The sequence below is a fragment of the Loktanella sp. SALINAS62 genome (assembly GCF_018263905.1).
In the GTDB taxonomy this organism is placed as follows: domain Bacteria; phylum Pseudomonadota; class Alphaproteobacteria; order Rhodobacterales; family Rhodobacteraceae; genus Loktanella.
This window is the reverse complement of the sequence record NZ_JAAFZU010000027.1, coordinates 19,268-44,479: the sequence shown is the minus strand read 5'-3', so window position 1 is coordinate 44,479 and position 25,212 is coordinate 19,268. Positions and strand designations below refer to the sequence as shown.

General features: G+C 61.0%; 22 protein-coding genes. 14 read left to right on the top strand and 8 right to left on the bottom strand.

Annotation, left to right across the window (positions count from 1 at the left end):
- Positions 1 to 23: 23 nt before the first annotated feature.
- Complete coding sequence (hisD, locus tag GZH79_RS09495; RefSeq protein ID WP_211643555.1) at positions 24 to 1,346, bottom strand: histidinol dehydrogenase; 1,323 nt, start codon at positions 1,344 to 1,346, stop codon at positions 24 to 26.
- A gap of 146 nt (positions 1,347 to 1,492) precedes the next feature.
- On the opposite strand from hisD, the gene GZH79_RS09490 reads away from it, so the two are divergent.
- On the top strand, positions 1,493 to 2,881 hold the full coding sequence (locus GZH79_RS09490) for an FAD-dependent oxidoreductase (protein WP_211643554.1): 1,389 nt from the start codon (positions 1,493 to 1,495) through the stop codon (positions 2,879 to 2,881).
- On the opposite strand, the gene GZH79_RS09485 is transcribed toward GZH79_RS09490, so the two are convergent.
- Both GZH79_RS09485 and GZH79_RS09480 read right to left on the bottom strand, forming a co-directional pair.
- A complete protein-coding gene (locus tag GZH79_RS09485; RefSeq protein WP_211643553.1) occupies positions 2,878 to 4,065 on the bottom strand; it encodes an acetyl-CoA C-acyltransferase in 1,188 nt (395 codons plus the stop codon). The genes GZH79_RS09490 and GZH79_RS09485 overlap by 4 nt on opposite strands.
- A gap of 55 nt (positions 4,066 to 4,120) precedes the next feature.
- Complete coding sequence (locus GZH79_RS09480) at positions 4,121 to 5,527, bottom strand: L-serine ammonia-lyase (RefSeq protein ID WP_211643552.1); 1,407 nt, start codon at positions 5,525 to 5,527, stop codon at positions 4,121 to 4,123.
- Between the two features lie 164 nt (positions 5,528 to 5,691).
- Here GZH79_RS09480 and GZH79_RS09475 point away from each other — a divergent pair, with 164 nt between their 5' ends.
- From GZH79_RS09475 to GZH79_RS09445, 7 genes are all read left to right on the top strand, one after another.
- Positions 5,692 to 6,453, top strand: coding sequence for an SDR family NAD(P)-dependent oxidoreductase (locus GZH79_RS09475; protein WP_211643551.1), 762 nt, complete (start codon positions 5,692 to 5,694; stop codon positions 6,451 to 6,453).
- A complete protein-coding gene (locus GZH79_RS09470; RefSeq protein WP_211643550.1) occupies positions 6,450 to 7,613 on the top strand; it encodes an acyl-CoA dehydrogenase family protein in 1,164 nt (387 codons plus the stop codon). Before GZH79_RS09475 ends, GZH79_RS09470 begins: the two co-directional genes overlap by 4 nt.
- A gap of 67 nt (positions 7,614 to 7,680) precedes the next feature.
- Positions 7,681 to 8,814, top strand: a complete 1,134-nt coding sequence (locus GZH79_RS09465; RefSeq protein WP_211643549.1) for an acyl-CoA dehydrogenase family protein — start codon at positions 7,681 to 7,683, stop codon at positions 8,812 to 8,814.
- Positions 8,811 to 9,860 carry an enoyl-CoA hydratase/isomerase family protein gene (locus GZH79_RS09460; protein WP_211643548.1) on the top strand — a complete coding sequence of 350 codons (1,050 nt, stop codon included), beginning with the start codon at positions 8,811 to 8,813 and terminating at the stop codon, positions 9,858 to 9,860. The genes GZH79_RS09465 and GZH79_RS09460 overlap by 4 nt, the downstream gene beginning before the upstream one ends.
- Positions 9,857 to 10,726, top strand: coding sequence for a 3-hydroxyisobutyrate dehydrogenase (gene mmsB, locus GZH79_RS09455; protein ID WP_211643547.1), 870 nt, complete (start codon positions 9,857 to 9,859; stop codon positions 10,724 to 10,726). Before GZH79_RS09460 ends, mmsB begins: the two co-directional genes overlap by 4 nt.
- Positions 10,723 to 11,175 (top strand): MaoC family dehydratase, encoded by a 453-nt coding sequence (locus tag GZH79_RS09450; RefSeq protein WP_211643546.1) that lies wholly within the window; start codon positions 10,723 to 10,725, stop codon positions 11,173 to 11,175. Before mmsB ends, GZH79_RS09450 begins: the two co-directional genes overlap by 4 nt.
- A gap of 2 nt (positions 11,176 to 11,177) precedes the next feature.
- Positions 11,178 to 12,041, top strand: coding sequence for a CoA ester lyase (locus GZH79_RS09445; RefSeq protein ID WP_249219071.1), 864 nt, complete (start codon positions 11,178 to 11,180; stop codon positions 12,039 to 12,041).
- Between the two features lie 15 nt (positions 12,042 to 12,056).
- Here the strand turns inward: GZH79_RS09445 and GZH79_RS09440 are convergent, their stop codons facing one another.
- From GZH79_RS09440 to iolC, 4 genes are all read right to left on the bottom strand, one after another.
- Entirely contained in the window at positions 12,057 to 13,289 is a 1,233-nt protein-coding gene (locus GZH79_RS09440) for a lytic murein transglycosylase (RefSeq protein ID WP_211643544.1), read from the bottom strand.
- 78 nt (positions 13,290 to 13,367) lie between these two features.
- On the bottom strand, positions 13,368 to 14,192 hold the full coding sequence (locus GZH79_RS09435) for a class II fructose-bisphosphate aldolase (protein ID WP_211643543.1): 825 nt from the start codon (positions 14,190 to 14,192) through the stop codon (positions 13,368 to 13,370).
- A 15-nt stretch (positions 14,193 to 14,207) separates the two neighbouring features.
- Entirely contained in the window at positions 14,208 to 15,047 is an 840-nt protein-coding gene (locus GZH79_RS09430; protein ID WP_211643542.1) for a 5-deoxy-glucuronate isomerase, read from the bottom strand.
- A 4-nt stretch (positions 15,048 to 15,051) separates the two neighbouring features.
- On the bottom strand, positions 15,052 to 16,029 hold the full coding sequence (iolC, locus tag GZH79_RS09425) for a 5-dehydro-2-deoxygluconokinase (RefSeq protein ID WP_211643541.1): 978 nt from the start codon (positions 16,027 to 16,029) through the stop codon (positions 15,052 to 15,054).
- A gap of 81 nt (positions 16,030 to 16,110) precedes the next feature.
- Here iolC and GZH79_RS09420 point away from each other — a divergent pair, with 81 nt between their 5' ends.
- The 5 genes from GZH79_RS09420 to GZH79_RS09400 all read left to right on the top strand — a co-directional run bounded on the left by GZH79_RS09420 (position 16,111) and on the right by GZH79_RS09400 (position 21,635).
- Positions 16,111 to 17,268: a Gfo/Idh/MocA family oxidoreductase gene (locus GZH79_RS09420; RefSeq protein ID WP_211643540.1), complete on the top strand. Its 1,158-nt coding sequence runs from the start codon at positions 16,111 to 16,113 to the stop codon at positions 17,266 to 17,268.
- Positions 17,269 to 17,521: 253 nt separating this feature from the next.
- Positions 17,522 to 18,853 (top strand): DUF6538 domain-containing protein, encoded by a 1,332-nt coding sequence (locus tag GZH79_RS09415; RefSeq protein WP_211643539.1) that lies wholly within the window; start codon positions 17,522 to 17,524, stop codon positions 18,851 to 18,853.
- Complete coding sequence (locus tag GZH79_RS09410) at positions 18,850 to 19,032, top strand: hypothetical protein (protein ID WP_211643538.1); 183 nt, start codon at positions 18,850 to 18,852, stop codon at positions 19,030 to 19,032. Before GZH79_RS09415 ends, GZH79_RS09410 begins: the two co-directional genes overlap by 4 nt.
- A gap of 28 nt (positions 19,033 to 19,060) precedes the next feature.
- The gene (locus tag GZH79_RS09405; RefSeq protein WP_211643537.1) at positions 19,061 to 20,428 is read left to right on the top strand and encodes a hypothetical protein; all 1,368 of its coding nucleotides are present in this window, start codon (positions 19,061 to 19,063) and stop codon (positions 20,426 to 20,428) included.
- An 820-nt stretch (positions 20,429 to 21,248) separates the two neighbouring features.
- Positions 21,249 to 21,635: a hypothetical protein gene (locus GZH79_RS09400; RefSeq protein WP_211643536.1), complete on the top strand. Its 387-nt coding sequence runs from the start codon at positions 21,249 to 21,251 to the stop codon at positions 21,633 to 21,635.
- Positions 21,636 to 22,672: 1,037 nt separating this feature from the next.
- On the opposite strand, the gene GZH79_RS09390 is transcribed toward GZH79_RS09400, so the two are convergent.
- Positions 22,673 to 23,527, bottom strand: a complete 855-nt coding sequence (locus GZH79_RS09390; protein ID WP_211643535.1) for a cobalamin-dependent protein — start codon at positions 23,525 to 23,527, stop codon at positions 22,673 to 22,675.
- A 1,179-nt stretch (positions 23,528 to 24,706) separates the two neighbouring features.
- Between GZH79_RS09390 and GZH79_RS09385 the strand changes: the two genes are divergently transcribed.
- Positions 24,707 to 25,132, top strand: a complete 426-nt coding sequence (locus GZH79_RS09385) for a BLUF domain-containing protein (protein WP_211643534.1) — start codon at positions 24,707 to 24,709, stop codon at positions 25,130 to 25,132.
- Positions 25,133 to 25,212: the final 80 nt, after the last annotated feature.

Below are 25,212 nucleotides of genomic sequence, written 5' to 3'. Positions count from 1 at the left end.
GCCTTGCCTTTCATAAGGGGATGTCAGCCGTCGGCGGACAGATCAAAGGTTTCGTGCGGAAAATACTTGGCCAACCGCGCATCGGCGGCCCGCGCGTGGCCTTCCATGCCTTCCAGCCGGGAAATGCGGGCGGTCGCCTGTGCGACGCGGCGTGCGCCTGCGGGTGTTGATCTTTGCCATGTGACGACACGCATATATTTATGCACGCTGAGCCCACCGGTATAGGCTGCGGCACCAGATGTCGGCAGCACGTGGTTGGTGCCGGTCGCCTTGTCACCGAATGCGACGGTGGTTTCTTCACCCAGAAACAGCGATCCATAGCAGGTCAGACGGTCCAGCCACCAATCCAGATCGGCGGCCTGCACGGTCAGGTGTTCGGGCGCATAGGCGTCTGAACAGGCGACCATGTCGTCGCGGTCGGGGCACAGAACGACCTCTGCGAAATCGCGCCATGCGGCTTCTGCGCTGGCGCGGTTGGGCTGGGGCAGGGCCGCGATCAGGTCGGGCACCAGTGACATGACGGTGGCTGCCAGCGCCGCATCGTCCGTCACCAGCCACACCGGAGAATTCCAGCCATGTTCGGCCTGCGACACAAGATCGGTCGCCACGATGAACGGGTCGGCTGTCGCGTCGGCCAGGATCAGGCTGTCCGTCGGCCCCGCCACCATGTCGATGCCGACGCGACCGTACAGGATGCGTTTCGCCTCTGCCACATACTGGTTGCCGGGACCGACAAGGATATTGGCGCGCGGCAGCCCGAACAGCCCGAATGCCATGGATGCAACAGCCTGAACGCCGCCCATCGCTACGATGGTATCCGCCCCGCTGATATGGGCGGCATACACAATGGCGGGGGGTATGCCCGTCTCTGGGCGCGGTGGCGAACAGGCAATGACGCGTTTGCACCCGGCGACGGATGCGGTCGTGACGGTCATGATGGCGCTGGCGACATGGCTGAACCTGCCGCCGGGCACATAGCAACCGGCGGTGTCGACAGGGATCGTTTTCTGCCCGACCATCAGGCCCGGTTCCATTTCGAACGCCACGTCGGTCAGCGATGCCTTCTGGGCTTGTGCAAAGCGGCGCACATTGTCCTGAGCGAACAGGATGTCGTCCTTCAGCCGTTGCGGCACGGCGGCGCAGGCGGCGTCGATCTGCGCGCGCGACAGGATCAGCGCGCCGTTGTAGCCATCCAGCTTGCGGGCATAATCCAGTGCCGCGGCGTCGCCGCCTGTTTCGATCTCTGACAGCATCCGCTGGACGGTTGCATGCACGTCACAGGCATCGGCTGTTGTCGTACGCGTCGCCTGCTTGACGTATCGCCGTTCCCCGATGGTCTGTGGCATGCGGCCCCCTGTCCGGGCGCACGGCACCCTGGGCGTCACCATATCTGGTGCCCGGCATCGCGCAAGCGTTTCCCGGCAGGCTCTTTGATCGGGCCACGCAGCAGGCTATCACGTTTCATACGGTCACCGCAAAAGGCAAGCTGCCCATGACGACGTTTCACAAGGCCCTGACGGATGTAACATTCTATCCGCTGTGGTTGGACAATACCGCAGCCCCGGACACCTGCGCGCATCTGGTCGGCCGGACAGAGACTGATCTGCTGATCGTTGGCGGTGGCTTTACCGGGTTGTGGGCCGCGATCATCGCCAAACAGCGCGACCCCGCGCGGAATGTCACGTTGATCGAGGCAGGCAAGGTCGCGCACGGCGCCTCTGGCCGTCCGGGCGGGATCGTGTCCACATCGGTCATTCACGGGCTGGGCAATGCCAAACGTGTGTTCCCCGCAGACATGGACGTGCTGGAACGGTTGGGCATCGAAAATCTGGATGGCTGGCGCGACACGATCACACAATTCGGGATCGACGCCGATCTGGAATGGACCGGCGAAATGACCGTCGCGGTCAACCGCGCCCATCTGGACGACCTGCACCGCGAATTCGCCCTGCACCAGCAGCACGGTCACGACGCTGTCCTGCTGGATCGCGCCCAGACACAGGCAGAACTGGCGTCCCCCCTTTTCGAGGGCGCGATCTGGTCGCGGCAGCGCACCGGCACCGTGCACCCAGCCAAACTGGCCTGGGGGCTCAAGGCGATTGCCCTGACGCTGGGGGTGCGCGTGCATGAACACACTCCGATGCTGGACGTGTCCGATCAGGGTCACCAGTTGCGGATCACCACACACGACGGGCGCATCGACGCGCGGCGGGTGCTGTTTGCGACCAATGCATGGGGCGCGGGGCACCGCCATATCAAGCGATATGTCGTCGCCATGCGCGACCGCGTGCTGGCGACCGAGCCGTTGACGGCGGAGCAGATGGACCGCATCGGCTGGACCAATCGCCAAGGCGTCTATGACACCCGCAAGCAGCTGAATTACATGCGACTGACGCGCGACAACCGGATCGTTTATGGCGGACGGATCGGGTATTATTTCAACGATGCGACCGATCCCGCAGGTGACCGGCAGCTGCAGGTTTATGACCGGCTGGCGGGATATTTCCACGACACATTTCCGCAGTTGGACGATGTGAAGTTTTCGCACGCATGGTCCGGCCCGATTGATCTGACCACGCGCATGGCGGTGCATCTGCAACCCTATTACGGCGGCAAGGGCGTTTATGCCGGCGGCTATTCCGGGTTTGGCGTCACAGCGTCACGGTTCGGCGCGCGGCTGGCGCTGGAACGGCTGGACGATACCGGATCACCGGATCTGGACCTTGCACTTGCCAGCAGCCTGCCCGGTCGTATCCCGCCCGAACCGTTCCGCTGGATGGGGGCCGCGCTGACAATGCGTGCGTTGGACCATGTCGATACCAAAGGCGGCTGGCGCAAGGCGTGGATTAGGTTGGTCCATCGCCTTGGCTTTCCGCTTTAGATCATTTCGACCGCCAAGGCGGTGCCTTCGCCGCCACCGATGCAGATTGATGCAACGCCGCGTTTTAGACCCCGTGCGCGCAGCGCGCCCAGCAAGGTCACCACAATCCGCGCGCCCGACGCGCCGATGGGATGACCCAACGCACAGGCCCCGCCGTGCACGTTGACGCGGTCGTGGGGGATATCGCGGTCTTTCATCGCGGCCATCGGCACCACGGCAAAGGCTTCGTTGATTTCGAACAGATCGGCGTCGGCATAGGTCCAGCCGATCCGGTCAAACAGCCGGTCCATGGCGTGAATGGGGGCGGTTGTGAACCAACCCGGCGCCGCGGCAAAGGCCGCCTGTCCCACGATCCGGGCGATGGGGACGTGCGCCTTTGCGGCATCCGCCCCGCCAAGGATCAGCGCCGCAGCCCCGTCGTTGATCGACGATGACGATGCGGCCGTGATCGTGCCGTCGGATTTGAATGCCGCGCGCAGGTTCGGGATCTTGGCCGGGTCGATGCGGCGCGGGCCTTCGTCGCTGTCGATGACCTGTTCGCCCTTGCGGGTCTTTCGCATGACGGGCGCGATTTCCCAGTCGAATGCGCCGGATGCGGCGGCCTCTTTGGCGCGGGTGACGCTGGCGATGGCGAAATCATCCTGCTGGGCGCGGGTGAAAACGTAATGTGCGGCGCAATCTTCGCCAAAGGTGCCCATGGCGCGCCGTGTGCCGTCGGCAGCCACGTCATAGGCGTCTTCCAGCCCGTCCAGCATCATGTGATCCAGCGTCTGGCCATGGCCGATCCGGTAGCCGCCCCGCGCCTTTGGCAGCAGATAAGGCGCGTTCGACATGCTTTCCATGCCGCCCGCGACGACCAGTCCCGCGTGGCCCAGTGCGATGGCATCCTGCGCGAACATCGCGGCCCGCATCCCGGATCCGCAGACCTTTGACACCGTGGTGCAGGGGGTGCGTTCTGGAATCCCTGCGTGAATTGCGGCCTGACGTGCGGGCGCCTGACCCAGTCCGGCGGGCAGCACATTGCCCATGAACACCTCGTCTATCGCATCGGGGCTGACACCCGACTGCGCCAATGCTGCCGCAATGGCGGTGGTGCCCAGCACGGTGGCGGGCACGCCGGACAATTCCCCCATGAATGCGCCCATCGGGGTGCGCGCGGCGCCAAGAATGTAGGTATCGGTCATGCGGTCCTCCTGCTGTGGGGCGATGGTGCCGTGCGCAGGGGGGCGATGCAATGGCCTAGCATTCGGGCAGGTTGACGGCGATCCCCCCGGTCGATGTTTCCTTGTATTTCACATCCATTTCGCGTCCGGTTTCCAGCATCACCTGCACGCAGTTGTCCAGCGGCATGAAATGTACGCCGTCACCGCGCAGCGCCAGACTGGCGGCGCTGACCGCCTTGATCGCGCCCAATGCGTTGCGTTCGATGCAGGGCACCTGCACCAGCCCTGCGGCCGGGTCGCAGGTCATGCCCAGATGATGTTCCAGCGCGATTTCGGCGGCGTTTTCGATCTGTTCATTGGTGCCGCCAAGCGCCGCGCACAGGCCTGCGGCGGCCATCGCGGCGGCTGATCCCACCTCTCCCTGACAGCCGACTTCGGCGCCGGATATGCTGGCGTTGTGCTTGATCAGCCCGCCGATCGCGGCAGCGGTCAGCAAAAGGTCGCGCAACCCCTGTTGCGTGGCCCCGATGCAGTGGTCACGATAGTAACGCCCGACGGCGGGCACGACCCCTGCCGCCCCGTTGGTGGGGGATGTGACGACCTTGCCGCCGGCTGCGTTTTCTTCGTTTACGGCCATGGCGTAAACGCTCATCCAGTCGTTTGCGACGTGGGGTTGCGCCTGATTGGTGCCGCGTTCGGCCTGCAATTTTTCGTGGATCGCGCGGGCGCGGCGACGGACCTTCAGACCACCCGGCAAGATGCCGTCCTGTTTCAGGCCGCGACTGATGCAATCGTCCATGGCCGCCCAGATCGCGTCGATCTTGGCATCCAGCTTACTGTCATGCACCAGCTCTTCGTTGGCGCGTTTCATCTGTGCGACGGTCTTGCCCGATGCGGTCCCCATGGTCAGCATTTCGCGCGCCGTGCCAAAGGCAAAGGGAAAGGCATGGTCCGTCGCCTGCGGCGTGCTGTTGTCGCGGTTGCGATGGGCCAGCAGTTCCGGTTCCGTCATCACGAAACCACCGCCGACGGAATAATAGGTTTGCGTATAATAGGGCCGCCCGGCGGTATCGAACGCCCGCAGGACCAGCCCGTTGGCGTGCAATTCCAGCGGTGGGCCATAGTCGAAAATCACATCGCGGTCCGGCACGAACCCAAGCGGCGGCAATCCGTCGGGATGCAGGGTGCCGGTCGCCTGCAGGGCAGCGTCCAGCGCCTCGGCCTTGTCGGCGTCGAACGTGGCGGGCACCATGCCCAACAGGCCCAGCCGCACGGCGCGGTCGGTCGCATGGCCCTTGCCGGTGAATGCAAGGCTGCCGTGCAGCGTGGCGGTGACGGATGCCAGATCGCCCGCGCCGGGGATGCGTTCGACACCGCGCCGCAGATCGTCCAGAAACAGGGCGGCGGCGGTCATTGGTCCCATTGTATGCGACGACGACGGGCCGACCCCGATCTTGAAGACATCGGTAATGGATAGAAACATGCTGCGGGCCTTTCGCGGACTCGTGCCTCTTATCGCGCGAACGGACACGGCCCGATAGGTCAAGATCGCCGCCGCAGCGTCTGGAAACGTCACGCATCGTCAAGGGTGGCGCACACCGTCCGCGCTGCTAGGTTGGGCGCAACACGGGGGAGAGGATCACGCATATGGAAATCAATGGCATCGGGGCGGTCGTCGCGGGTGGCGCATCGGGTCTGGGGGCCGCGACCGCACGCAGGCTTGCCGCAGGTGGCGCGCAGGTCACAATTCTGGACATGAACGCCGATCTGGGTCGCGCGCTGGCACAAGACATCGGTGGCACGTTTGCGCAGGCCGACGTTACCGATGACGCCGCTGTCGCGCATGCGATCGACGCCGCGTTTTCCGGCCCGACGCCGCCGCGCCTGTGCGTGAACTGCGCGGGCATCGGCCCGCCCGCCAAGATCGTGAACCGCGACGGCACCCCGCTGCCGCTGGCCGAATTCGCCCGGATCGTGAACATCAATCTGGTCGGCACGTTCAATGTGATGTCAAAATTCGCGGCCCATCTGCAAAAGCTTGACACGCTGGGAGAGGAACGCGGCGCGATCATCAACACGGCCTCTGTCGCGGCGTTTGATGGCCAGATCGGACAACCCGCCTATGCGGCATCCAAGGGGGGCGTGGCTGCCTTGACCCTGCCTGCCGCACGCGAAATGGCGCGGTTTGGCATCCGGGTCATGACCATTGCACCGGGCCTGTTCCTGACCCCGCTGATGAAAAGCCTGCCGCAGGACGCACAGGACAGTCTGGGCGCGCAGGTGCCGTTTCCGAACCGTCTGGGCGATCCTGACGAATACGCCCGGCTGGTGCAGGCGATCGCCCAAAATCCGATGCTGAACGGAGAGGTCATTCGTCTGGACGGTGCGATCCGCATGGCACCGAAATGACGCAGACAGCCACCGAAATCGCCGCCCGCGTCGAAACCTTTGTCAGAAACGTCGTCGCACCGTTCGAAAAAGACCCGCGCCGCGACGCCCACAACTGCCCGACCGAAGACGTTATCGCCGACCTGCGCGCCCTTGCGCGCGAGGCGGGCGTGATGACGCCGCATATCCGGGCCGATGGCCACCATCTGACGCACCGTGAAACCGCGCAGGTGCTGATCGCGTCCGGCCTGTCGCCACTGGGCCCGCTGGCCTGCAACACCGCCGCCCCGGACGAAGGCAATATCTATCTGCTGGGGCGCGTCGGGTCGGACGCGCTGAAATCCCGATTTCTTGATCCGCTGGTCGCAGGCACGGCGCGATCGGCGTTTTTCATGTCCGAACCCTGGACCGATGGCGGGGCAGGGTCGGACCCGTCGATGATGCAGACCACCTGTGTGCCGGACGGCAATCATTGGGTCGTCAACGGGCGCAAATGTTGGATCACGGGTGCCGCACAGGCGCAAATCGGGATTGTCATGGCAAAAGCCGAACAGGGTGCCTGCATGTTCCTTGTCGATCTGCCGGACCCTGCGATCCGCATCGTTCACCAGCCCCGCACCATCGACAACAGCCTGCCCGGCGGCCATTGCACGGTCGAGATCGAAGATCTGCGTATCCCCGCCGACCAGATGCTGGGTGATCCTGGCGAAGGGTTCAAATATGCGCAGGTGCGTCTTGCCCCGGCGCGGTTGACCCATTGCATGCGCTGGCTGGGGGCCTGCATCCGCTGCAACGAAATTGCGACGGATTACGCCAATCGTCGGCAAGCGTTCGGCAAGGCACTGATTGACCACGAAGGCGTGGGGTTCATGCTGGCCGACAACCTGATCGACCTGCAACAGGCGCGTTTGATGATCGACTGGACCGCCGATGCGCTGGACCGTGGTGAACGGGCGGGGCGCGAAAGCTCTATGACCAAGGTGGCCGTGTCAGAAGCGCTGATGCGCGTGGCTGACCGCTGTGTTCAGGTCATGGGCGGCACCGGTGTGTCGGACGCAACCATCGTGGAACAGGTGTTTCGCGAAATCCGCGCCTTCCGCATCTACGACGGTCCGTCAGAGGTGCATCGCTGGTCGCTGGCCAAGGGGATCAAGCGACATTGGGAAAAGTCGAACGGCTGACGGCATGGGCGGCGCTGCCCTTGCCGCCGCCCACGGTTCGGGTATCGTCGCCACAGGGAGGATCACCATGGATTTCGCATTAACCGAGGAACAGTCGGCCATCTTTGACATGGCCCGTGACTTTGGTCGCGACCGGATCGCACCGCATGCCCGCACGTGGGAAGCAGACGGCACGATCCCGCGCGCGTTGTGGACGGATATCGCCGCGCTGGGATTTGGCGGGCTGTATGTCCGTGAAGAATCCGGTGGTGCAGGCCTGTCACGGCTTGACGCGGCGCTGGTGTTCGAAGCGTTGTCGATGGCCTGCCCGTCGGTCGCAAGCTTTCTGTCGATCCACAACATGTGCGCCGCGATGATCGACACCTTTGGAGATGATGCCACCCGCGCACGGCTGCTGCCCGATCTGATCGCGATGAAAACCATCGCCAGCTATTGCCTGACAGAACCGGGGTCCGGGTCTGACGCGGCTGCCCTGAAAACCAGGGCGGAACGCAGCGGCGACGGCTGGTCGCTGACGGGAACCAAGGCGTTCATTTCCGGTGGCGGTTATTCCGACCTGTATATCGTCATGGCCCGCAGCGGCGATGCCGGGCCCAAGGGGATCAGCGCCTATCTGGTCGCTGACGGCGCTGACGGGCTGTCCTTTGGCGGGCTGGAAGACAAGATGGGGTGGCGGTCGCAACCGACGCGTCAGGTCCAGATGGACGATTGCACAGCGACCCTGTTGGGGGACGAAGGGCGCGGCTTTGCCTATGCGATGAAGGGGCTGGACGGTGGCCGTCTGAACATCGCGGCCAGTGCGCTGGGCGGCGCGCAAGCGGCGATGGATGCGACCGTCGCCTATATGGCCGACCGCAAGGCGTTCGGTCAGTCCCTGACCGATTTTCAGGCGCTGCAATTCCGGCTGGCGGACATGGAAATCGAACTGCAATCCGCCCGCACGTTCCTGTGGCAGGCAGCATGGAAACTGGACAACGGCGCAGCCGATGCCACAAAATTCTGTGCGATGGCGAAAAAGCACGTGACCGAAGCCGCGTCGCGCGTGGCGGACCAATGTCTGCAACTGCACGGCGGCTACGGTTATCTTGCGGATTACGGGATCGAAAAGATCGTGCGCGATCTGCGCGTGCATCAGATTCTGGAAGGCACCAACGAAATCATGCGCATGATCGTGGCGCGTCATGTGCTGGCGGACAGATGACCGACATCCAGATTGGACAAACCGGCCACGCCGGACGCATCACCCTGAACCGCCCCGACGCGCTGAACGCCTTGACCGCCGAAATGAGCGTCAGGATCGAGACTGCTCTGACCCGTTGGGCCACGGATGACACGGTGCGGCTGGTGGTGATCGATGCCGAGGGTGAAAAGGCGTTTTGTGCGGGCGGCGATATCGCGGACCTTTACGCCAAAGGCACCGCCGGGGAATTCACCTTTGGTCAGGATTTCTGGCGACAGGAATACCGCATGAACGCGATGATCGCGGGATATGGCAAGCCGGTGGTGACATTCTTGCCGGGCTTTACGATGGGCGGTGGCGTCGGCGTCGGCTGTCATGCCAGCCACCGGATTGTCTGCGAAAACAGCCAGATCGCCATGCCAGAATGCGGGATCGGTCTGGTCCCCGATGTGGGCGGCAGCTTTCTTTTGGGGCGCGCACCGGGTCATCTGGGGGAATACCTTGGCCTAACGTCGGCCCGCATGGCGGCGGGTGACGCGATCCATGCAGGGTTTGCCGATCATTTCGTGCCGCATGACCGTTGGGCCGCACTGACCGAAACGCTTGAACGCGATGGCGACGCGGGTGCCGTCGCGCAGATGGCGGTTACACCGCCGCCGTCGCAGATGGCAACGGATGCCGTGGAAATCGACACGCTGTTCGCGCGTGACACATTGGGCGATATCGTTATCGCTTGCGGCGCCGCCGAAGGCGATGTTGCGGCAGCCGCGACCAAGGCGTTGTCGCGCAACGCGCCGCTGGCGATGGCCTGCGCCCTGCAACTGATCCGGGACGCGCGCACGGGGGCGAGCCTGACACAGGCGCTGCGTCACGAATACCGCTACACCTTTCGGGCGCAGGAACAGGGCGATTTTCTGGAAGGCATCCGCGCCGCGATCATCGACCGCGACCGCAATCCCGCATGGGCACACCGGTCTGCCGCGCAGGTCAGCGATGCGGATATCGCCGCGATGCTGGCCCCGCTGGGCGATGATGCCCTGATTTTGTCGTCAAAGGAAACACCATGAAAATTGCGTTTATCGGACTTGGCAACATGGGCGCGCCGATGGCGGCCAATCTGGCGGCGGCGGGGCATGACGTGACGGGCCATGATGTAGCCGCGCGGCCCGACGGAATGACCATGGCCGACAGCGCCGCACTGGCCTGCGCCGGGGCGGATGTGGCGATCACGATGTTGCCGAATGGCGATATCCTGCGCGCTGTCGCGGCACAGATCATCCCGGCGCTGCCGCGCGGCGCTGTTTTTCTGGATTGTTCGACGGTCGATGTGCAAAGCGCGCGTGATGTGGCCGCCGATGCCCGCGCGGCGGGTCTGGGGGCGCTGGATGCGCCTGTGTCGGGTGGGATCGGCGGGGCGCAGGGCGGCACGCTGACCTTTATGGTCGGCGGCGATGCCGATGCTTTTGCCACGGCCAAGCCGCTGTTCGACATCATGGGGCAAAAGGCGGTGCATTGCGGACCGTCCGGCAACGGACAGGCGGCCAAGATCTGCAATAACATGATCCTTGGCGTCACGATGATCGCCACATGCGAAGCCTTTGCTTTGGCAGACAAGCTGGGGCTGGACCGTCAGGCGATGTTTGACGTGGTCAGCACATCATCGGGGTCATCATGGACAATGAACGCCTATTGTCCGGCCCCCGGTGTCGGTCCCAAATCGCCCGCCGACAACGGGTATGCCCCCGGTTTTGCAGCCGATCTGATGCTAAAGGACCTGCGCCTGTCGCAGGACGCCGCCCGTGCTGCCGATGCCGACACTCCGATGGGACTGGCGGCGATGAATCTTTATCGCACCTTCGTCGAGGATGAGGACGGCGCCGGTCGCGACTTTTCCGCGATGCTGCCCCGGTTCGAAGGACGGCACCGCGGATGAGCGGGCTGTGGTTTGAACAGTTCAGTGTCGGTCAGGTCATCACCCATGCCATCCGGCGGACGGTGACGGAAACCGACAACATCACATTTACCACGGCGACGATGAACCCCGCCGCGTTGCATCTGGATTATGCCGCTGCTGCGGAAACCGAATTCGGCAAGCCATTGGTCAATTCGCTGTTCACGCTGGGGCTGGTCGTCGGCATTTCCGTGCATGAAACCACACTGGGCACCACCGTCGGCAATCTGGGATTCGAACGCACGGTGTTTCCTGCCCCGGTATTCTACGGCGACACGATCCGCGTCGAAACAGAGGTGATGGCCGTCCGCCCCAGCAAATCGCGCCCGACCCAGGGGATCGTCACATTCGTGCACCGGGGATACAACCAAAACGGTCAAGTCGTCTGCGAGGCCGTGCGCAACGCCCTGATGATGCGGCAACCGGCATGAAAATGCGGTCATGGTTGTTCGTGCCCGCCGATTCCGAACGCAAGTTCACCAAGGCGCAGGGGATCGGCGCCGACGTGCTGATCCTCGATCTTGAAGACTCCGTTGCACCGGCGCAAAAGGCCGCCGCCCGCGATGCCCTGTCCCAGCGGATCACGGACGCGCCTGCCTTGCGGGATTGGGCGTTTTTCGTGCGGGTGAATCCGTTTGACACGGGCCTGACACAGGACGATCTGCGCGCCGTGGTGCGCCCCGGTCTGGATGGGATCGTTTTGCCAAAGGCGGCAGGCGGTGCCGATGTCGCACGTCTGGCCGACATGATCGCGCCGTTGGAACAGGCAGCGGGCATGGCGGACGGCAGCGTCAGGATCATGGTGATCGCCACCGAAACGCCCGCGGCGCTGTTCGCGCTGGGCAGCTACGCGCCCGCGCATCCCCGGCTGGTCGCCCTGACGTGGGGGGCAGAGGATCTGGCCGCCGAAATCGGGGCCACATCCAACCGCGATGATGCGGGCGGGTTCACCGCACCCTACCGCATGGTGCGTGATCTGTGCCTGTTCGCCGCCGCGCACGCAGGTGTTGCGGCCATTGAAACGTTGCACGCCGATTTTCGTGACACCGACGGATTTCACGCAACGGGACGCGCCGCACGGCGGGACGGTTTCGTCGGTCGGCTGGCGATCCACCCCGGACAGGTCGCGGCGATCCACGCCGATTTCACCCCCACGGATACCGAAATCGCGCTGGCGCGCCGGATCGTGCAGGCGTTTGCGGACCAGCCCGACCTTGGGACGATCGGCATCGACGGCAAGATGTACGACATCCCGCACCTCAAACAGGCGCGGCGGACGCTGGCGAGCTTGCCGTAAGACTAGACGCTGGCGTCAGCCGCCCAGCGCGCGGACGATGGCGCGGTCGGGAAAACAGGTCGGCGCCTGACCCGTTGCCTGCTGCCATGCGCCGATGCTGCGACGGGTGCGGAACCCTGCCAGACCGTCCGCGCCGCCGGTGTCCATCCCCATCCGTTGCAGGCTGGTCTGCATCGCGGCCACCGCGCCACGGGTCAGGGTATCGATGCCACCCCAACGGCCTGTGAACGGCCCGACGCCATAGGCGATCTTGTCCCCGACATGGCCCACGAAAAGCGCATAAAGGTCGCTTTCGTTGTAATCTTTCAGCACGTAGAAATTCGGCGTGACGATAAACGCCGGCCCCAGACGTCCGGCGGGCATCAGCAGGAAACCGTCCTGTCCGCGTTCATGCGCGGGAAACGCGCGGCCACCCACGCGGGCGATCCCCATGGCTTCCCAATCGGCAATGCGGCGGCCCTGATCGGGGCCTTCCAGCGCGCACGTGATCGTGGCAGGCACCGTCACCTCGAACCCCCAGTCGCGGCCCGGCACCCAGCCGTGACGCGCCAGATAGGTGCCGATGCTGGCGATGGTATCCGGCTCTGACCCCCAGATATCGGCACGCCCGTCGCCGTCGCCATCTGCGGCGTAGCGCAGAAAGCTGGACGGCATGAATTGCGGCTGACCCAGCGCGCCCGCCCAACTGGATTTCATCGCACCCGGCGCGATATGCCCCGCCTGCATGATCTGAAGCGCTGCGATCAGTTCAGCGGTGAAATAATCGGCGCGGCTGCTCATGAATGCCTTGGTGCCTAGCACGCGCACGGCATTGTGCGGAATAGCGGCGCGGCCATAGGCGCTTTCGCGGCCCCAGATCGCAAGAATGATATGGGCGGGCACGCCGGTCGCGCGGGCGGTCGCGGCGAGTGCGGCGGCGTGGCGCTGCGCCATCTGGCGACCGCCACTGACCGCACCGTCAATGGTATTGCTGGCAAAATAGCGCGCGGGGGCGCCAAATTCAGCCTGACGTGAAATGCCATGCGGCGCCGCACTGGTGCCGGGCGGCACCAGATCGGGCAGGTCCCAATCCAACGTGATCCCCGCCAGCGCCGCATCGAACACCGGGCGCGCGACACCGGCCCGGCTGGCCAGCGGCCACAGCGTTGCCTGTTGCCAATTCTGGAACTGTCGTTCGGCCTGATCGCGCGACTGGGCCTGCGCAACGCTGGCGCACATCAGGAAGATCAGGGTCAGAACACGCAACATGGGACGGCACCGGAACAGGGGGAGATACCGCCAGCCTAGCGGGCGTGGTCCGGTCCCGCCACCCGATGTGGTTCATGTTTAGCGAAATGCGCGCAGAACCGCGCGGGTCGCTGCGACCAGCGGGTCGTGCGTGTCGCGCAGGATCGCCACCCGATCGAACCGGGCGGGATCGGCCGCGACTGCCGCCCGCAGGGCATCGCCAAAGGCCATGCGCAATTCTGTCCCGATGTTGACCTTGCAGACCTTTGTGTCCTGCGCCAGCGTCCGGCGCTGCGCGGGCGGCACGCCCGACCCACCGTGGATGACCAATGGCACGTCGGTCACGGCTTCGATTGCGCGCAAGCGGTCCATGTCCAGTCCGCCGTCCGGATGCTGTTGCAAATGCACATTACCGACCGACACCGCCAGCGCGTCGACACCCGTGTCGCGGGCAAAAATCGCGGCCTGCTCTGGGTCGGTTCCGGCGGATGTGTCGCCCCCCGCATAGCCCACGAACCCGATTTCGCCTTCGCAGGATGCACCGGCGGCATGGGCCATTTCCGCAATGGCCGCGGTGTCGTCGATGTTCTGCGCCAATGGGCTGCGTGACCCGTCGAACATGACAGAGGTGAACCCGCAGTCCAGCGCGATGCGGCATTCGTCGCGCGTATAGCCATGATCCAGATGGGCCACGACAGGCACGCCTGCCGCGTCCCCAAGGTGCCGGAACATCGCCCCTAGCACCGACAGCGGCGTATGCGCGCGACAGGATGGCCCGGCTTGCAGGATGACGGGCACGCCTTCGGCTTCTGCTGCGGCGACGTAGGCGCGCATGTCTTCCCAGCCCAGCGTCACCAGACCGACAACGCATGTGCGGTTGGTCAGGGCAGGGCGCAGAACATCGGACAGGGTGACAAGCGGCACGGCAGCGGCCCTTTGCTATTTGAACTTGGCGATCATGTCCTTGATGCCGGGGATGGTTTCGATCTGGTCAGCGTGTGACGGCTGGAAATATTGCACCAGACTGCGCTGCGACAGCCCGCCAAGGATCGTGAAATAATACATCTCGTATCCGGGCAGCACGGCGCAGGGATGATACCCTTTGTCGATGCAGACGGTGGACCCATCCACAATGTGATAGGCGTCGCCGGGTGCGCCGTCAGTGCGTTGCAGCATCTGCAGCCCCGACCCGTGGTTCGGTTTGAACCGGAAATTATAGGTTTCGTCATGGCGCGTTTCACGCGGCAGACGGTCGGTATCGTGCTTGTGGCTGGGGAACCCTGACCAGCCGCCCGCACCGACGGTGAACAGTTCGGACACCAGCAGGCGGCCGACGCGGTCGTGCTGTTTTTGCCCCAGAATATGTTTGATCTTGCGATGTGTCTTGGTGTCGTCGGACCCGTATTGCACCCGGTCGATCCCGTCCGCGCGCACATCGAACGGGTCCAGCACCTTGGCATAGCGGGCACCCGCGACAAAGGTTTCGGTATCCCGCGTGGCGGTCAGGGTGACCGTCGCACCAGACGGGGCATAGACGCCTTCGGGCTCGCCGTCCCAGACATCGGCCCCGCGATTGCCCAGTGCGGCAAAACCCACGCCTTCGACATCGACATCGACGGTGCCCGTTGCAGGCACGATGCAGGTTTCGTACCCCGGCACCCGATAGGTAAAAGCCTGACCCGCCGCCAGTTTCACGATGTTGAAATAGTTCAGCGGCACCAGTGGATCGTCTGCATCCACGATGGCCTGATTGCGGTTATCATAGGGGGCGATGTGCATCGGTCTATCCTTCGGTTGGGCCGGGGTGTTGGGACAGGAACGCGTCCAACCCGGCGCGGTCCGGCATGGCGGGCGCGCAGCCGGGGCGCGCCACGACGATGGCAGCACAGGCCGATCCGCGCAGCACGGCGGTCCGAAGGTCGCATCCGTCCGCCAGCGACGCCAGCAGCCCCGCCATGAAACTGTCGCCCGCGCCCGTAGGCTTCAGTGCGTTGACCCGAAAGATCCCGCTGCGGTCTTCGCCATCGGCAGTGATCGTGATGGCACCGTGTTCACCCATTTTGTAGATCGCGATGGCGGCCCCATCGGCCACCAGCGCGCGGGCCTTGTCCAGCCCTTTGGCCTTGTCGCCGGCCATGAACCCGAATTCGTCATCATTGCCGACAATTACGTCCGACAGCGCCCCCGCGCGCGACAGCACGTCGGATGCGACCTGCGGCGATGGCCAGCTATAGGGTCGGTAATCCACGTCAAAGATGATCGGCAACCCCGCCGCACGTGCCAGATCGAACGCGCGAAAGGCAGCGCTGCGGGACGGTTCGGCGGCAAAAACAGTGCCCGCCGTGATCAGCGCGGAATATTGCGACCAATCGACGGATTCCACGTCCGCGACTGTCATCTGAAAATCAGCGGCGTTGTTGCGGTAGACCACGTTGCGATGGTTCTCGGTCCGCGATTCGTAGATCGCCACCGATGTGCGCGGCTCGCCGGTCACTCGTCTGACGTGGGTTGCGTCGATGCCGTATTGGTCCAGCTTGGACAGGCAGAAACTGCCGATTGCGTCGTCGGAAACGGATGTAACCAGCGCCGCCTGTGCACCCAGTTTCACCAGACCGGCGGCAATGTTGGCCGATGATCCGCCCATGTCCGCCTGAAATGCGTCAGCATCTTCTGTGGTCACGCCCGGGGCGGTGAACAGGTCCATGCCGACCCGGCCCACGACAACGAACCGCCGCGCCCTGATTCCAGTCATCACATTCATGGTGGCCCCCCTTTTGTCGCACCTTGCCCTGCTTTGCGCCCCGCGCCAAGGTGCCGCCAGATCATGGGAGGGCGTGACGGTATGGCGAAATTGAATTGGGGGATGATCGGTGGCGGCGAAGGCAGCCAGATCGGCCCGGCGCATCGTTTGGGTGCGGGTCTGGATGGTCTGTTCACCTTTGCCGCAGGCGCGCTGGATCATCGCGCGGATGCAGGCCGCGCCTATGGTCAGCGGCTGGGGCTGACGCCGGACCGGTCCTATGGCGACTGGACGGAAATGCTGGCGGGCGAACGCGGCCGCGACGATCGTATCGATCTGGTGACTGTGGCGACGCCCAACAGTACACATTTCGAAATTACAAAGGCCTTTCTGGAAGGCGGGTTTCACGTGCTGTGCGAAAAGCCGATGACGATGACGGTCGAGGAAGGCGAGGAAATCGTCAGGATCGCTGAATCAACCGACCGGATTTGTGCGGTCAACTACGGCTACAGCGGCTATTCTCTGGTGCGTCACATGCGGGCGATGGTGGCGCGGGGCGATATCGGACAGGTCCGTCTGGTCAAGGCGGAATTTGCGCATGGCCACCACGCCGATGCCGCCGACGCCGACAATCCGCGCGTGCGCTGGCGGTATGATCCCGCGCAGGCCGGGGTATCCGCGCAATTTGCCGACTGTGGTATCCATGCGCTGCACATGGCCAGTTTCGTCACGGGTCAAGAGGTGACCAAACTGTCCGCTGACTGCGTGTCCTGCATCCCGTCGCGCACGCTGGAAGATGATGCGATGGTCAACTTTCGCATGGATGGCGGTGCTGTCGGGCGGCTTTGGACATCGTCGATCGCGCTGGGACGGCAGCACGGGCTGACTATTCAGGTGTTTGGCGAAACCGGTGGCCTGCGCTGGGCACAGGAACAGCCCAATCAGCTGCATTACATGCCATTGGGTGGTCGATTGCAGGTCATCGAACGCGGTGAGGGCGGCCTGTCACCAGAGGCCGACCGCAGCAGCCGCGTCACCGTGGGCCATGCCGAAGGGATGCCACTGGCTTTCGCCAATATCTACACCGATCTGGCCGAAGCGATCCGTGCCCGCAAGGACGGCCGTGAAATGGACCCGGCGGCGAACCTGTATCCGCGCGCGACGGATGGTTTGCGGTCGATGGCGGCGGTTCATGCCGTCGCCGCCAGCGGTAAGGCGGATGGTGCTTGGCTGGACGCACGTCCGCCGATGTTCCGCTGATACCGAACATTGATACGGCTGTGCCGTTTCGCACCAATCCCGCGATCCATTCAGGGTCGCGGGATATGAGCCGGGATGGTCATCGCGTGCAAGCAGGGCGTCTGACGACAGCCCAAGGGCCGCAATGACGCAAGTGAAATACGGGAATTTGGTGGAGCCTAGGGGGTACTCGCTGTTGCGCATTTAACGCATTGAAAGTACTGATAACGCTGCGTAAATCGTGGTGAACGTGTGTGGTAAGCGTGTGTGGTAGATGCCCCAATATCTTCAGAAACGACGACGCGGTTGGTATGCAGTTCTCGAGGTGCCGAAGGATGTCAGGTCTTACTTTGAGGGCAAGGCTCGCTTCGTCCAGTCTCTGAAAACCGACAGCCAGCGTGAAGCTGAAATACGGGTTTTGCAGGTCGTCGCGCATTGGAAGATGCAAGTTCAGGCTGCCCGTGAAGGACGCCCAAACCTGTCAGACCTTTCCGTCTATCGTGCACTGGAATGGCGTGAAGATTATCTAGCGAATGAGAGGCGGTTGAATGATCGGCGTTTGTCTGAAGATGACCGCGATGACGCCCAGTTCCTTCAAATTACCTACAACGGCATCTTACAGGACGAAGTTGAGAGGCTTGGTAAGGTTGACCGGAATAAGGCTGAAGTGGTTCGCCAGATTGTCCTTGGGCAATCCATCCCTACCAATCTCCATGCCGAGGCGTGGCTAAAGTCTATTGATGTCGAAGCAAAGACTATTGCGATGCGTCGAACAGACCTTAAGCGTTTTTCTGAACGATTTCCGCAGACCGCCGACGTTACGAGGCCGGAGGTCCGAAAGTGGGTCGATACCCTTCAGGAGGGTGGTCTGAAAGTCGCGACTGTTAGGCGGATCATTTCCGTTTGTCGCCTTTATTGGACCTATCTTCAACGCAAGGGCTTCGCACCTGAGGAAACAGAACCTTTCAAAGACGTCCTAGAGGCCCGTAGGTCTCAAAGGGTTAAGCGAGAGGATATCAGGAAGCCGTTCGAGGTCGACGAGGTCGTTTTTCTTTTGAACGCTGCCATCAAAAAGGGTGACATCAGGCTTTCACAGATCATCTGGATCGCCATGTGGACGGGATGTCGGATTGGAGAAATCGGCGCTCTTCAGGTTGATCGGGTCTCTGCTGATAGCTTTGAGGTCTTTGACAGCAAGACAGACGCAGGCGACAGGCACGTTCCTATCCACCCGATGCTGAAGCCACTGATGGACCATCTCGTGTCCACTAGTAATGATGGTTTCGTATTGTCCGGACTAAAGCCTGACGTCTTCGGTGATCGTGCTGCCAGCGTCGGCAAACGCTTTGGCAAACTGAAGACGAAATCGGGGTTTGGCCCGACCAAGGTTTTCCACAGCATCCGGAAGACCGTGGTCACGTTGTTTGAGATTGCAGGCATACCAGAGAACGTTTCTGCCGACATCGTTGGGCACGAAAAGCCGACGATGACTTACGGTCACTATTCGGGGGGCGTGAACTTAGCCGTAAAGGCCGCAGCTATGTCCCAGTTGAGCTACCCCATAAGCAAGATGCCAGACGAATTGGTTCAAAAAGAGACAGCATGACTGACCCTAGGCACCCCCTTTATAGCCTCAAGGACGCCCTGCGTGACGCTGACGTGTCCCTTGACCTGCAAGAGGCCATCCTTGGGCATTCCACAGGTGGAGGTTCACAGGCGAACTACGGGAAGGGCCATAGCCTTGAGCGCAAGCAAGCGGCCTTGATGAAGGCGTTTCCATCCTGATAGTTGGCGAAACAATAAGGGCACCCATATGGACGGCGATTCACCCTTCGACGCGCACACAGACCTGAAGCGTATGTTTGACGCTGCGAGGATGGCAACTTTGCGCCACTATCCGTTCAGTCCTGAAGCCAAGGCATTGATTGACGGTCTTGCCAGTCGGACCGAAGACTTTGAGATGGCGAATGGCCTCAGAAAGCGGCGTCGTCGAGCAAAGGACAGGGAAACCTTTTGCACGGCTCTCGGGGCGTTCTTGGCGGACCTGCTGTCTCACGCTTACCATGAAGAGGCCGGGGGCTTTATGTACCGTTCTTCGGACTCTGGATCGTTTGACAGTACGTACATGACAGAGGATCATTTTGACCGGCTCAGGACAGCTTGGCCTCAAATGGGTCTGGTAGAGAGCCACAGGGGCTTCCAGAAAAAGGGTCGGCATTTCGGTGGTGCGGTAACGGTCGATTTCGCAAAGGCTGCTCGATATAGGGCCACGTCGGAACTTTTAGACCTTGTAGGGTCATTCGCAGAGATCACCACAGACACCTTCAATGACCATTTCAGACCAAATCGGGAACTCAGCTACCCCGTTGTCCTCAAGGCCCGAAGGGTTGGACGCGATGAGGCACGGCGTATGCCTCTCAACAAGTCTGACCCCGTCGTACAAGACCTTGTGGCTGACGTCAGGCGGTACAATGAGTTCCTACTTGAGCACGAGTTCAATCTTGGGCTGCTGCCAGACCTGTCTAGAACTTTTCACAACGGCGACGATCCCGACTATGCGTTCGATCAAGGAGGTCGGTTAGCGGACCACGCCCCCATTAGTTTGACCAGCATAAAGAAGGCCAAACGATACGGTGTTACTATCGACGGCGAGCCGACCTGCGAGCTGGATATTCAGGCTTGTCACCTCACGTTAATCTATGGCGTCACAGGAATGCACATGGATCAGACCAAGGACCCCTACGAGATTCCGGGGCTGACTAGGTGGGTGGTAAAAAAGCTGGTCAACATGGCGATTGGTAAAGGCGATAATCCTACCAGATGGCCTAGGGCTTTCAGAAAGGAACTGGCAAACGATGGTCAACTGCCATTACCTAAAAGCCTGACCTGTAGAATTGCGTGGGGTAGGGTCCTTAGGGTTCATCCCATCCTAGGTGAATTGAAGGCCCGAGGGATTGATTGGGCCAGCTTGCAGTACGATGAGTCGCGCATGCTCATGGGCACTCTTCTCGAACTCATGGACGTCCATGGGGTTGTCGCTTTGCCAGTCCATGATTGTATCATTGTGCAGGTCTCTCAGAAGGACCTCGGCGTGGAGGTCTTCGAGCGTAACTTTAAGTCGGTCTGCGGTCTTACACCGATTGTAACCTTTAAGGGCTCAGAGGCCCAAGGCTTGGCTTGAATGGTGCAGACCAATTAGGTTGGGATTACATCAATGGTGTCTGGAACTATCGAATGTTCCTAGCTGGTTCTCTCAGGGGTGGTGGGTATCACCAACGCTTGGGTCATTCCTTGGGTCATCTTGTGATCCATAGTAGCCCCAAGGTTGGGCGTTGATGGGGTGATCTATGCTGACCTCTGGGGCACACCTTCAGAAGGTCATTACGCATAACTATCGGGCGTAAGGAATTGCTGTTGGGTAGCACCCGACGGGACGAGGGTAGGTGCCCAGCGCAACGACCCTGCTTTGGGATCATCCCAAAGTAGACTGTCAGAGAAAGCACAAAGTCGCCTCCATAGAGGCCCATTGGCGGCGTTTGGCTACCCCCATCTGGCGGAAAGGCAGACTTAGTGTTGTGGGGTGCCCGCCAGTGGCGCTACGAGGCTACAGGCTCTTTAGGATGCTGGGTGACAGTCTGATGATTGGTCGGTATCGACCGCATGGGCTTCAACGGCGTAACAACAACAATAAGGCTAACAAAACGCCTTCTTTTTGAAGTCGATTTGTACAGACCCCTACCCCCCCTTTGGGATTAACCACCCGATTGGCACCGCCTGCCAGATTTTGGCGTAAGGGCCTAAGATACGTGCATAACGACGTCGCAAAGGACGTCTCTTATGGGCGGAGGGGCGATGCGGGGCGAAGTTCTGGGCTTCGAGCTCTCTGACGACCTTGGTCGAGGCTGGGAAGGCGAATCACTTGATCTGGCGGCAATATCAGGCAACGCTTACGTCAGGCGGCAGCCCACTTGGGGAATGTCGGTTGTAACGGGATGCTTTCGATGAATAGCACAACATTGGCTGCGGCTTGCGCGGCGCTGACGACTTTCACCATGCCTGCCGTGGCACAGACCATAGACATTGGCGCGGGCAATCCGACGCTGACCTGCACGCAGTTTCTTGAACTGGATGCGGATGCGCAGATCGATGCGGTTGCCAACTTGTCGACGGTTGGGTCTGACACGATGCCCCCACCGGATGCCGGGGTGGACAGCGGTGCGGTCGGAGCAATGACATCGTCCGATGAAGCGGCATCCCCGGATGATACCGCGACGGCGACCGAAAACGCAGTACCGGGTGCGGACAATATGGGCACCGAAGCAGAGGTCTCCGACGCAATGGTGCGTGCCATGGTCAACATCTGCCGCAACAGCGCAGAGCCGGACTGACCCTGACGTGTTATCCGCTGACAGCGCGGCTGAATAGCGCCCGGCACCGCCCCTAGCTTTCGATTGTCCAGAGCGTCAGACTAAGCAGGACCTGGACAGGAGAACGCGCTATGACATCCCACTTCGATGATCTGGAAGCCCGTAATGCTGAGGTCCTAGGATGCCCCGTGGTGTGTTCAACCCCATGATGAACCTGATACGCTTTGTTGGTCATGGGGTGGGTCCTCATGGCCACCCTTGTCGAACTCATGGACGCACACGAGGTCGTCGCTTTGCCTTTGCATGACTGCATCATTTTGCTGATCTCTCGGAAGGACCTTGGGGTCGAGGTCTTCAAGCGCAACTTCAAGAATGTCTGTGGTCTATCACCAGTGGTCACAGTGAAGGGCAAAGGGGCGTAGGTGAAACCCTGATTGGGTCTGACCAAATAATGGGGCAATCTCAGGAACGGCTATCAGGGGGCGAAGGTTGGCCATTGATGGGAGGGTCTGTGCTGTCTGATGCTTCACTCGCTAAGCGGGTCAATACATATAGCTATCGGGCGTAGCGATTTGCTTGTTGCCTCCCTGAGTGGTGGGGCTCCAAGTGCCCCGGCAAACGGTTCTACTTTAGGATCGTCCCAAAGTAGCCTTGGCGGAAAAGCTCAAAGTGCCTCTCACAGGGGCCCTCTAATATCGTTTGGCTACCCGTGTGGCCTTATGCTCGACTTGACGCTGTAGGGTGCCTCCCAGCGGCGCTGAAATCGGCGGTGAGAAATTCGGCCACGGTAGCGGCGGGATGACCTTGCTGCGGGCGGCTTAATAGTCGTCCATCTATGTCCTTTCTGCGGATCGCAGGGAGGGTTGGAGGATGTTCACCGTGGACATTTATCGGAGAGTTCGGCTGGCCTGTGCTGAGGGCATGAGCCAGCGAGAAGCAGCGCGTCATTTCAACATTTCGCGCGACAGCGTTGCCAAGATGATGGCATTTTCGGTTCCGCCTGGGTATCGGTGGTCGGCACTGTTCAGCCCACCGTAACGGACTTTCTCCGAGGTTGATCAATTCGATCGACAACCCAAGCGTACAGGTCTCCTGTGAAGGCGGACCAGACGATCCAATGTGCGACAGGCAGAAGGCGCATCTTCGAACACGAGATCGATGTCCACAAGGTCAGTCAGCCGTTCAGGGTCAACGTTCGGAGCCGGTGCGACGCCGATGATTGCTTTGGGCATGATGATGCGCATCCCCACAACCAACCGCACCAGCGCGTCCAGTCGTTGCTCAGTACTCAGCGAGAGGCCGATGAAAAGCGGCTGGGTATTCATAACGTGCGCGAGAAGTGCTTCGTGATCGGTACCAGTCTGAAGATCAATATCCCAGCCAACGTCTCGGAATATATCTGCTGCGACGGTGATCCCTATGCCGTGATCCTCACCCGGAACCGTCGCAAACAGGGCATAACGGCGATTGTCCAATGCATGGTGCTGCACTGATGGTCTCTCAGCCCTCATGGCGCGCATCAGTGCGTAAAGGTGACCGGTTCCGTATGCCACTTGCAGTAAGGATAACCTGTCCTCCTCCCACTCTTCACCCAAGCACCGCGCTGCGGCAGTGATGTAGCTGAGATATACGCCTTGCCGGGTCATGCCCTCGGCACGTCGGTTTTCAATGAAATGCAAGGAGGCTTGAGGATCGGGCTGGGTAAGAGCGTCACAAAACGCGGCAATGTCCTCTTCAGGGATAACAGGGGCGTGGAATGCAGGACCAAGTAGATTGGCTGACACAAGACGTCTTACGATGTCGCCCGCGAGCGCCTGTACTTCATCCGGAGGAAAGGTATCACGCTTCGATGCAAAGAGTGACGTCGTCCTTGAGAACACTTCTGCGTCGAATGCAGCCTGCAGTTCGCCCATTTTATATTCCCTTCTGAAACCGACGTTAACCTAGCGTACGATTCGTTCAATAGCCTCATGTTGTGGTGAAAGGTACTTCACATGGATATCCGCTGTCCGCCTAAGATGATTTATGCTGCGCCAGCACAACCCAAACTATCGCGCCCGCAGCGAACGGCAGGAAAGTTCGCACTGCCGACATTCTGCCGACCCAACCTAAATGTTCACTTCCGGCATCGACTTGAAAGTCCTAGTTCCATCCGATGACCATGGGTGTAGCATAGAGTTGCGACCAGCCGTGATAGCTACACGCCTCATTGGGTCAGCCTCAGGATGGCTTGTATCGTCGAAGGGGCGAGGCTGTGCTCATCGGCAACTGTGAGGTGCCTGACGGACTCGAAGTTGATGGATGGCTTGCAATAACAACAACAATAACGCCAGCGAAACGCCCTCTTTTGGAACTCGTTTTGCTCAGACCCCTACCCCCCTTTGGGATTGGTTTTCGTTGGCCCTGAGACGCAGCAACTACTTTACAATCAGTCGGTCAACTCAAGGGAAAGCCTTGGGGAATTGGGTCTGTGTCTAAACGTGCCTGAAAGTGTACCAGCGGTGTGACTGATCAAGAGGATCATGGTCTGTCGCATTTCAGCTTTACGAAGCTGTGAAGCACCGCAGATGGAACATTCAGCCGCAAGCTGTGTTTTAACAAGACGCACCAAGTAACTGATTTGTAATTGATCTGTGTCAAATATTCCGTGCGTTTATGGCGCTACGACATATCGTAGGGCTTGAGGTGTAAAGGGATGCTGATGAGGGAAAATCACCAACTGAAGTCGAGTAGTGGAGAGCATGTTTGCCATTGGTGCTTCGAAAAAGACTTCTCAGTACTTCGGCATGCTGAAAGCGGTACTTATTGGCACTCCGATTGCTTCGATAGGGCGCGCGAGAGCCTAATCTATACTTCGCCGTGGTTGCGCAAAACTGACACCGATAGCGACGTCATGGGATGACTTCTGAGCGGATCGGAGCGTGTGTTGGCCATTTTGGAACAGAGTGTATGGTGGACGCTTTTTGCCGAAAGGACCTTAGGTCGGTTTTGCAGGCATTGCATCCGAAGCATATGGTGCGGTGTGAGGGCAATATTTTGCCTAAAGCTTTGCCTGCGCCACTAAAGCAGGGCTTGAATTGGAGGATATTGCAATGGAATACCTTGTATATCGAAGTAAGGCACTGGTTTTGCCTGACTCTTCAAGCTGCCAGAGTATTGTCACGATCTCTACGCTGAAAAACTTGCTCTTCGGTCTCACCGGTTTCCTTCATGCCGAAGACGGTTTGTTCATCCAGTATATTGAAGGGCCTTCGCGTCCGCTGTGGGACTTGTACAGCCGCCTTCAGTTCGATGAACGCCACACAAACATGAAGTTGCTGGGGCATGGTGAACTACGGCGTCCCAGATTTAGGAAGTGGAGTATGGGTTATTCCTCAAGCGATGTGATGTCGCTTAAGAACTTTATGGCAGAAGCAACATTCAAGAAGACGCCGGAGCAAGCGTCGTGCGCTGAAGCAATTTGGTTTTTCATGGGCGTAAGCGCACGCATTGATCTAGGCGCTTCAAGCTCTGTCTAGATTTCGGATAATGACTGGTTTAGCGTCATCGCAGCAATCAGATCATTGATAAATTTCGCGCGAATTAGCGAATTGTCGAG

Excerpts from the sequence above, each read along its gene's own strand:
- hisD (WP_211643555.1), bottom strand. The coding sequence starts at position 1,346 with ATGCCACAGACCATCGGGGAACGGCGATACGTCAAGCAGGCGACGCGT.
- GZH79_RS09490 (WP_211643554.1), top strand. The coding sequence starts at position 1,493 with ATGACGACGTTTCACAAGGCCCTGACGGATGTAACATTCTATCCGCTG.
- GZH79_RS09485 (WP_211643553.1), bottom strand. The coding sequence starts at position 4,065 with ATGACCGATACCTACATTCTTGGCGCCGCGCGCACCCCGATGGGCGCA.
- GZH79_RS09480 (WP_211643552.1), bottom strand. The coding sequence starts at position 5,527 with ATGTTTCTATCCATTACCGATGTCTTCAAGATCGGGGTCGGCCCGTCG.
- GZH79_RS09475 (WP_211643551.1), top strand. The coding sequence starts at position 5,692 with ATGGAAATCAATGGCATCGGGGCGGTCGTCGCGGGTGGCGCATCGGGT.
- GZH79_RS09470 (WP_211643550.1), top strand. The coding sequence starts at position 6,450 with ATGACGCAGACAGCCACCGAAATCGCCGCCCGCGTCGAAACCTTTGTC.
- GZH79_RS09465 (WP_211643549.1), top strand. The coding sequence starts at position 7,681 with ATGGATTTCGCATTAACCGAGGAACAGTCGGCCATCTTTGACATGGCC.
- GZH79_RS09460 (WP_211643548.1), top strand. The coding sequence starts at position 8,811 with ATGACCGACATCCAGATTGGACAAACCGGCCACGCCGGACGCATCACC.
- mmsB (WP_211643547.1), top strand. The coding sequence starts at position 9,857 with ATGAAAATTGCGTTTATCGGACTTGGCAACATGGGCGCGCCGATGGCG.
- GZH79_RS09450 (WP_211643546.1), top strand. The coding sequence starts at position 10,723 with ATGAGCGGGCTGTGGTTTGAACAGTTCAGTGTCGGTCAGGTCATCACC.
- GZH79_RS09445 (WP_249219071.1), top strand. The coding sequence starts at position 11,178 with ATGCGGTCATGGTTGTTCGTGCCCGCCGATTCCGAACGCAAGTTCACC.
- GZH79_RS09440 (WP_211643544.1), bottom strand. The coding sequence starts at position 13,289 with ATGTTGCGTGTTCTGACCCTGATCTTCCTGATGTGCGCCAGCGTTGCG.
- GZH79_RS09430 (WP_211643542.1), bottom strand. The coding sequence starts at position 15,047 with ATGCACATCGCCCCCTATGATAACCGCAATCAGGCCATCGTGGATGCA.
- iolC (WP_211643541.1), bottom strand. The coding sequence starts at position 16,029 with ATGAATGTGATGACTGGAATCAGGGCGCGGCGGTTCGTTGTCGTGGGC.
- GZH79_RS09420 (WP_211643540.1), top strand. The coding sequence starts at position 16,111 with ATGGCGAAATTGAATTGGGGGATGATCGGTGGCGGCGAAGGCAGCCAG.
- GZH79_RS09415 (WP_211643539.1), top strand. The coding sequence starts at position 17,522 with ATGCCCCAATATCTTCAGAAACGACGACGCGGTTGGTATGCAGTTCTC.
- GZH79_RS09410 (WP_211643538.1), top strand. The coding sequence starts at position 18,850 with ATGACTGACCCTAGGCACCCCCTTTATAGCCTCAAGGACGCCCTGCGT.
- GZH79_RS09405 (WP_211643537.1), top strand. The coding sequence starts at position 19,061 with ATGGACGGCGATTCACCCTTCGACGCGCACACAGACCTGAAGCGTATG.
- GZH79_RS09400 (WP_211643536.1), top strand. The coding sequence starts at position 21,249 with ATGAATAGCACAACATTGGCTGCGGCTTGCGCGGCGCTGACGACTTTC.
- GZH79_RS09390 (WP_211643535.1), bottom strand. The coding sequence starts at position 23,527 with ATGGGCGAACTGCAGGCTGCATTCGACGCAGAAGTGTTCTCAAGGACG.
- GZH79_RS09385 (WP_211643534.1), top strand. The coding sequence starts at position 24,707 with ATGGAATACCTTGTATATCGAAGTAAGGCACTGGTTTTGCCTGACTCT.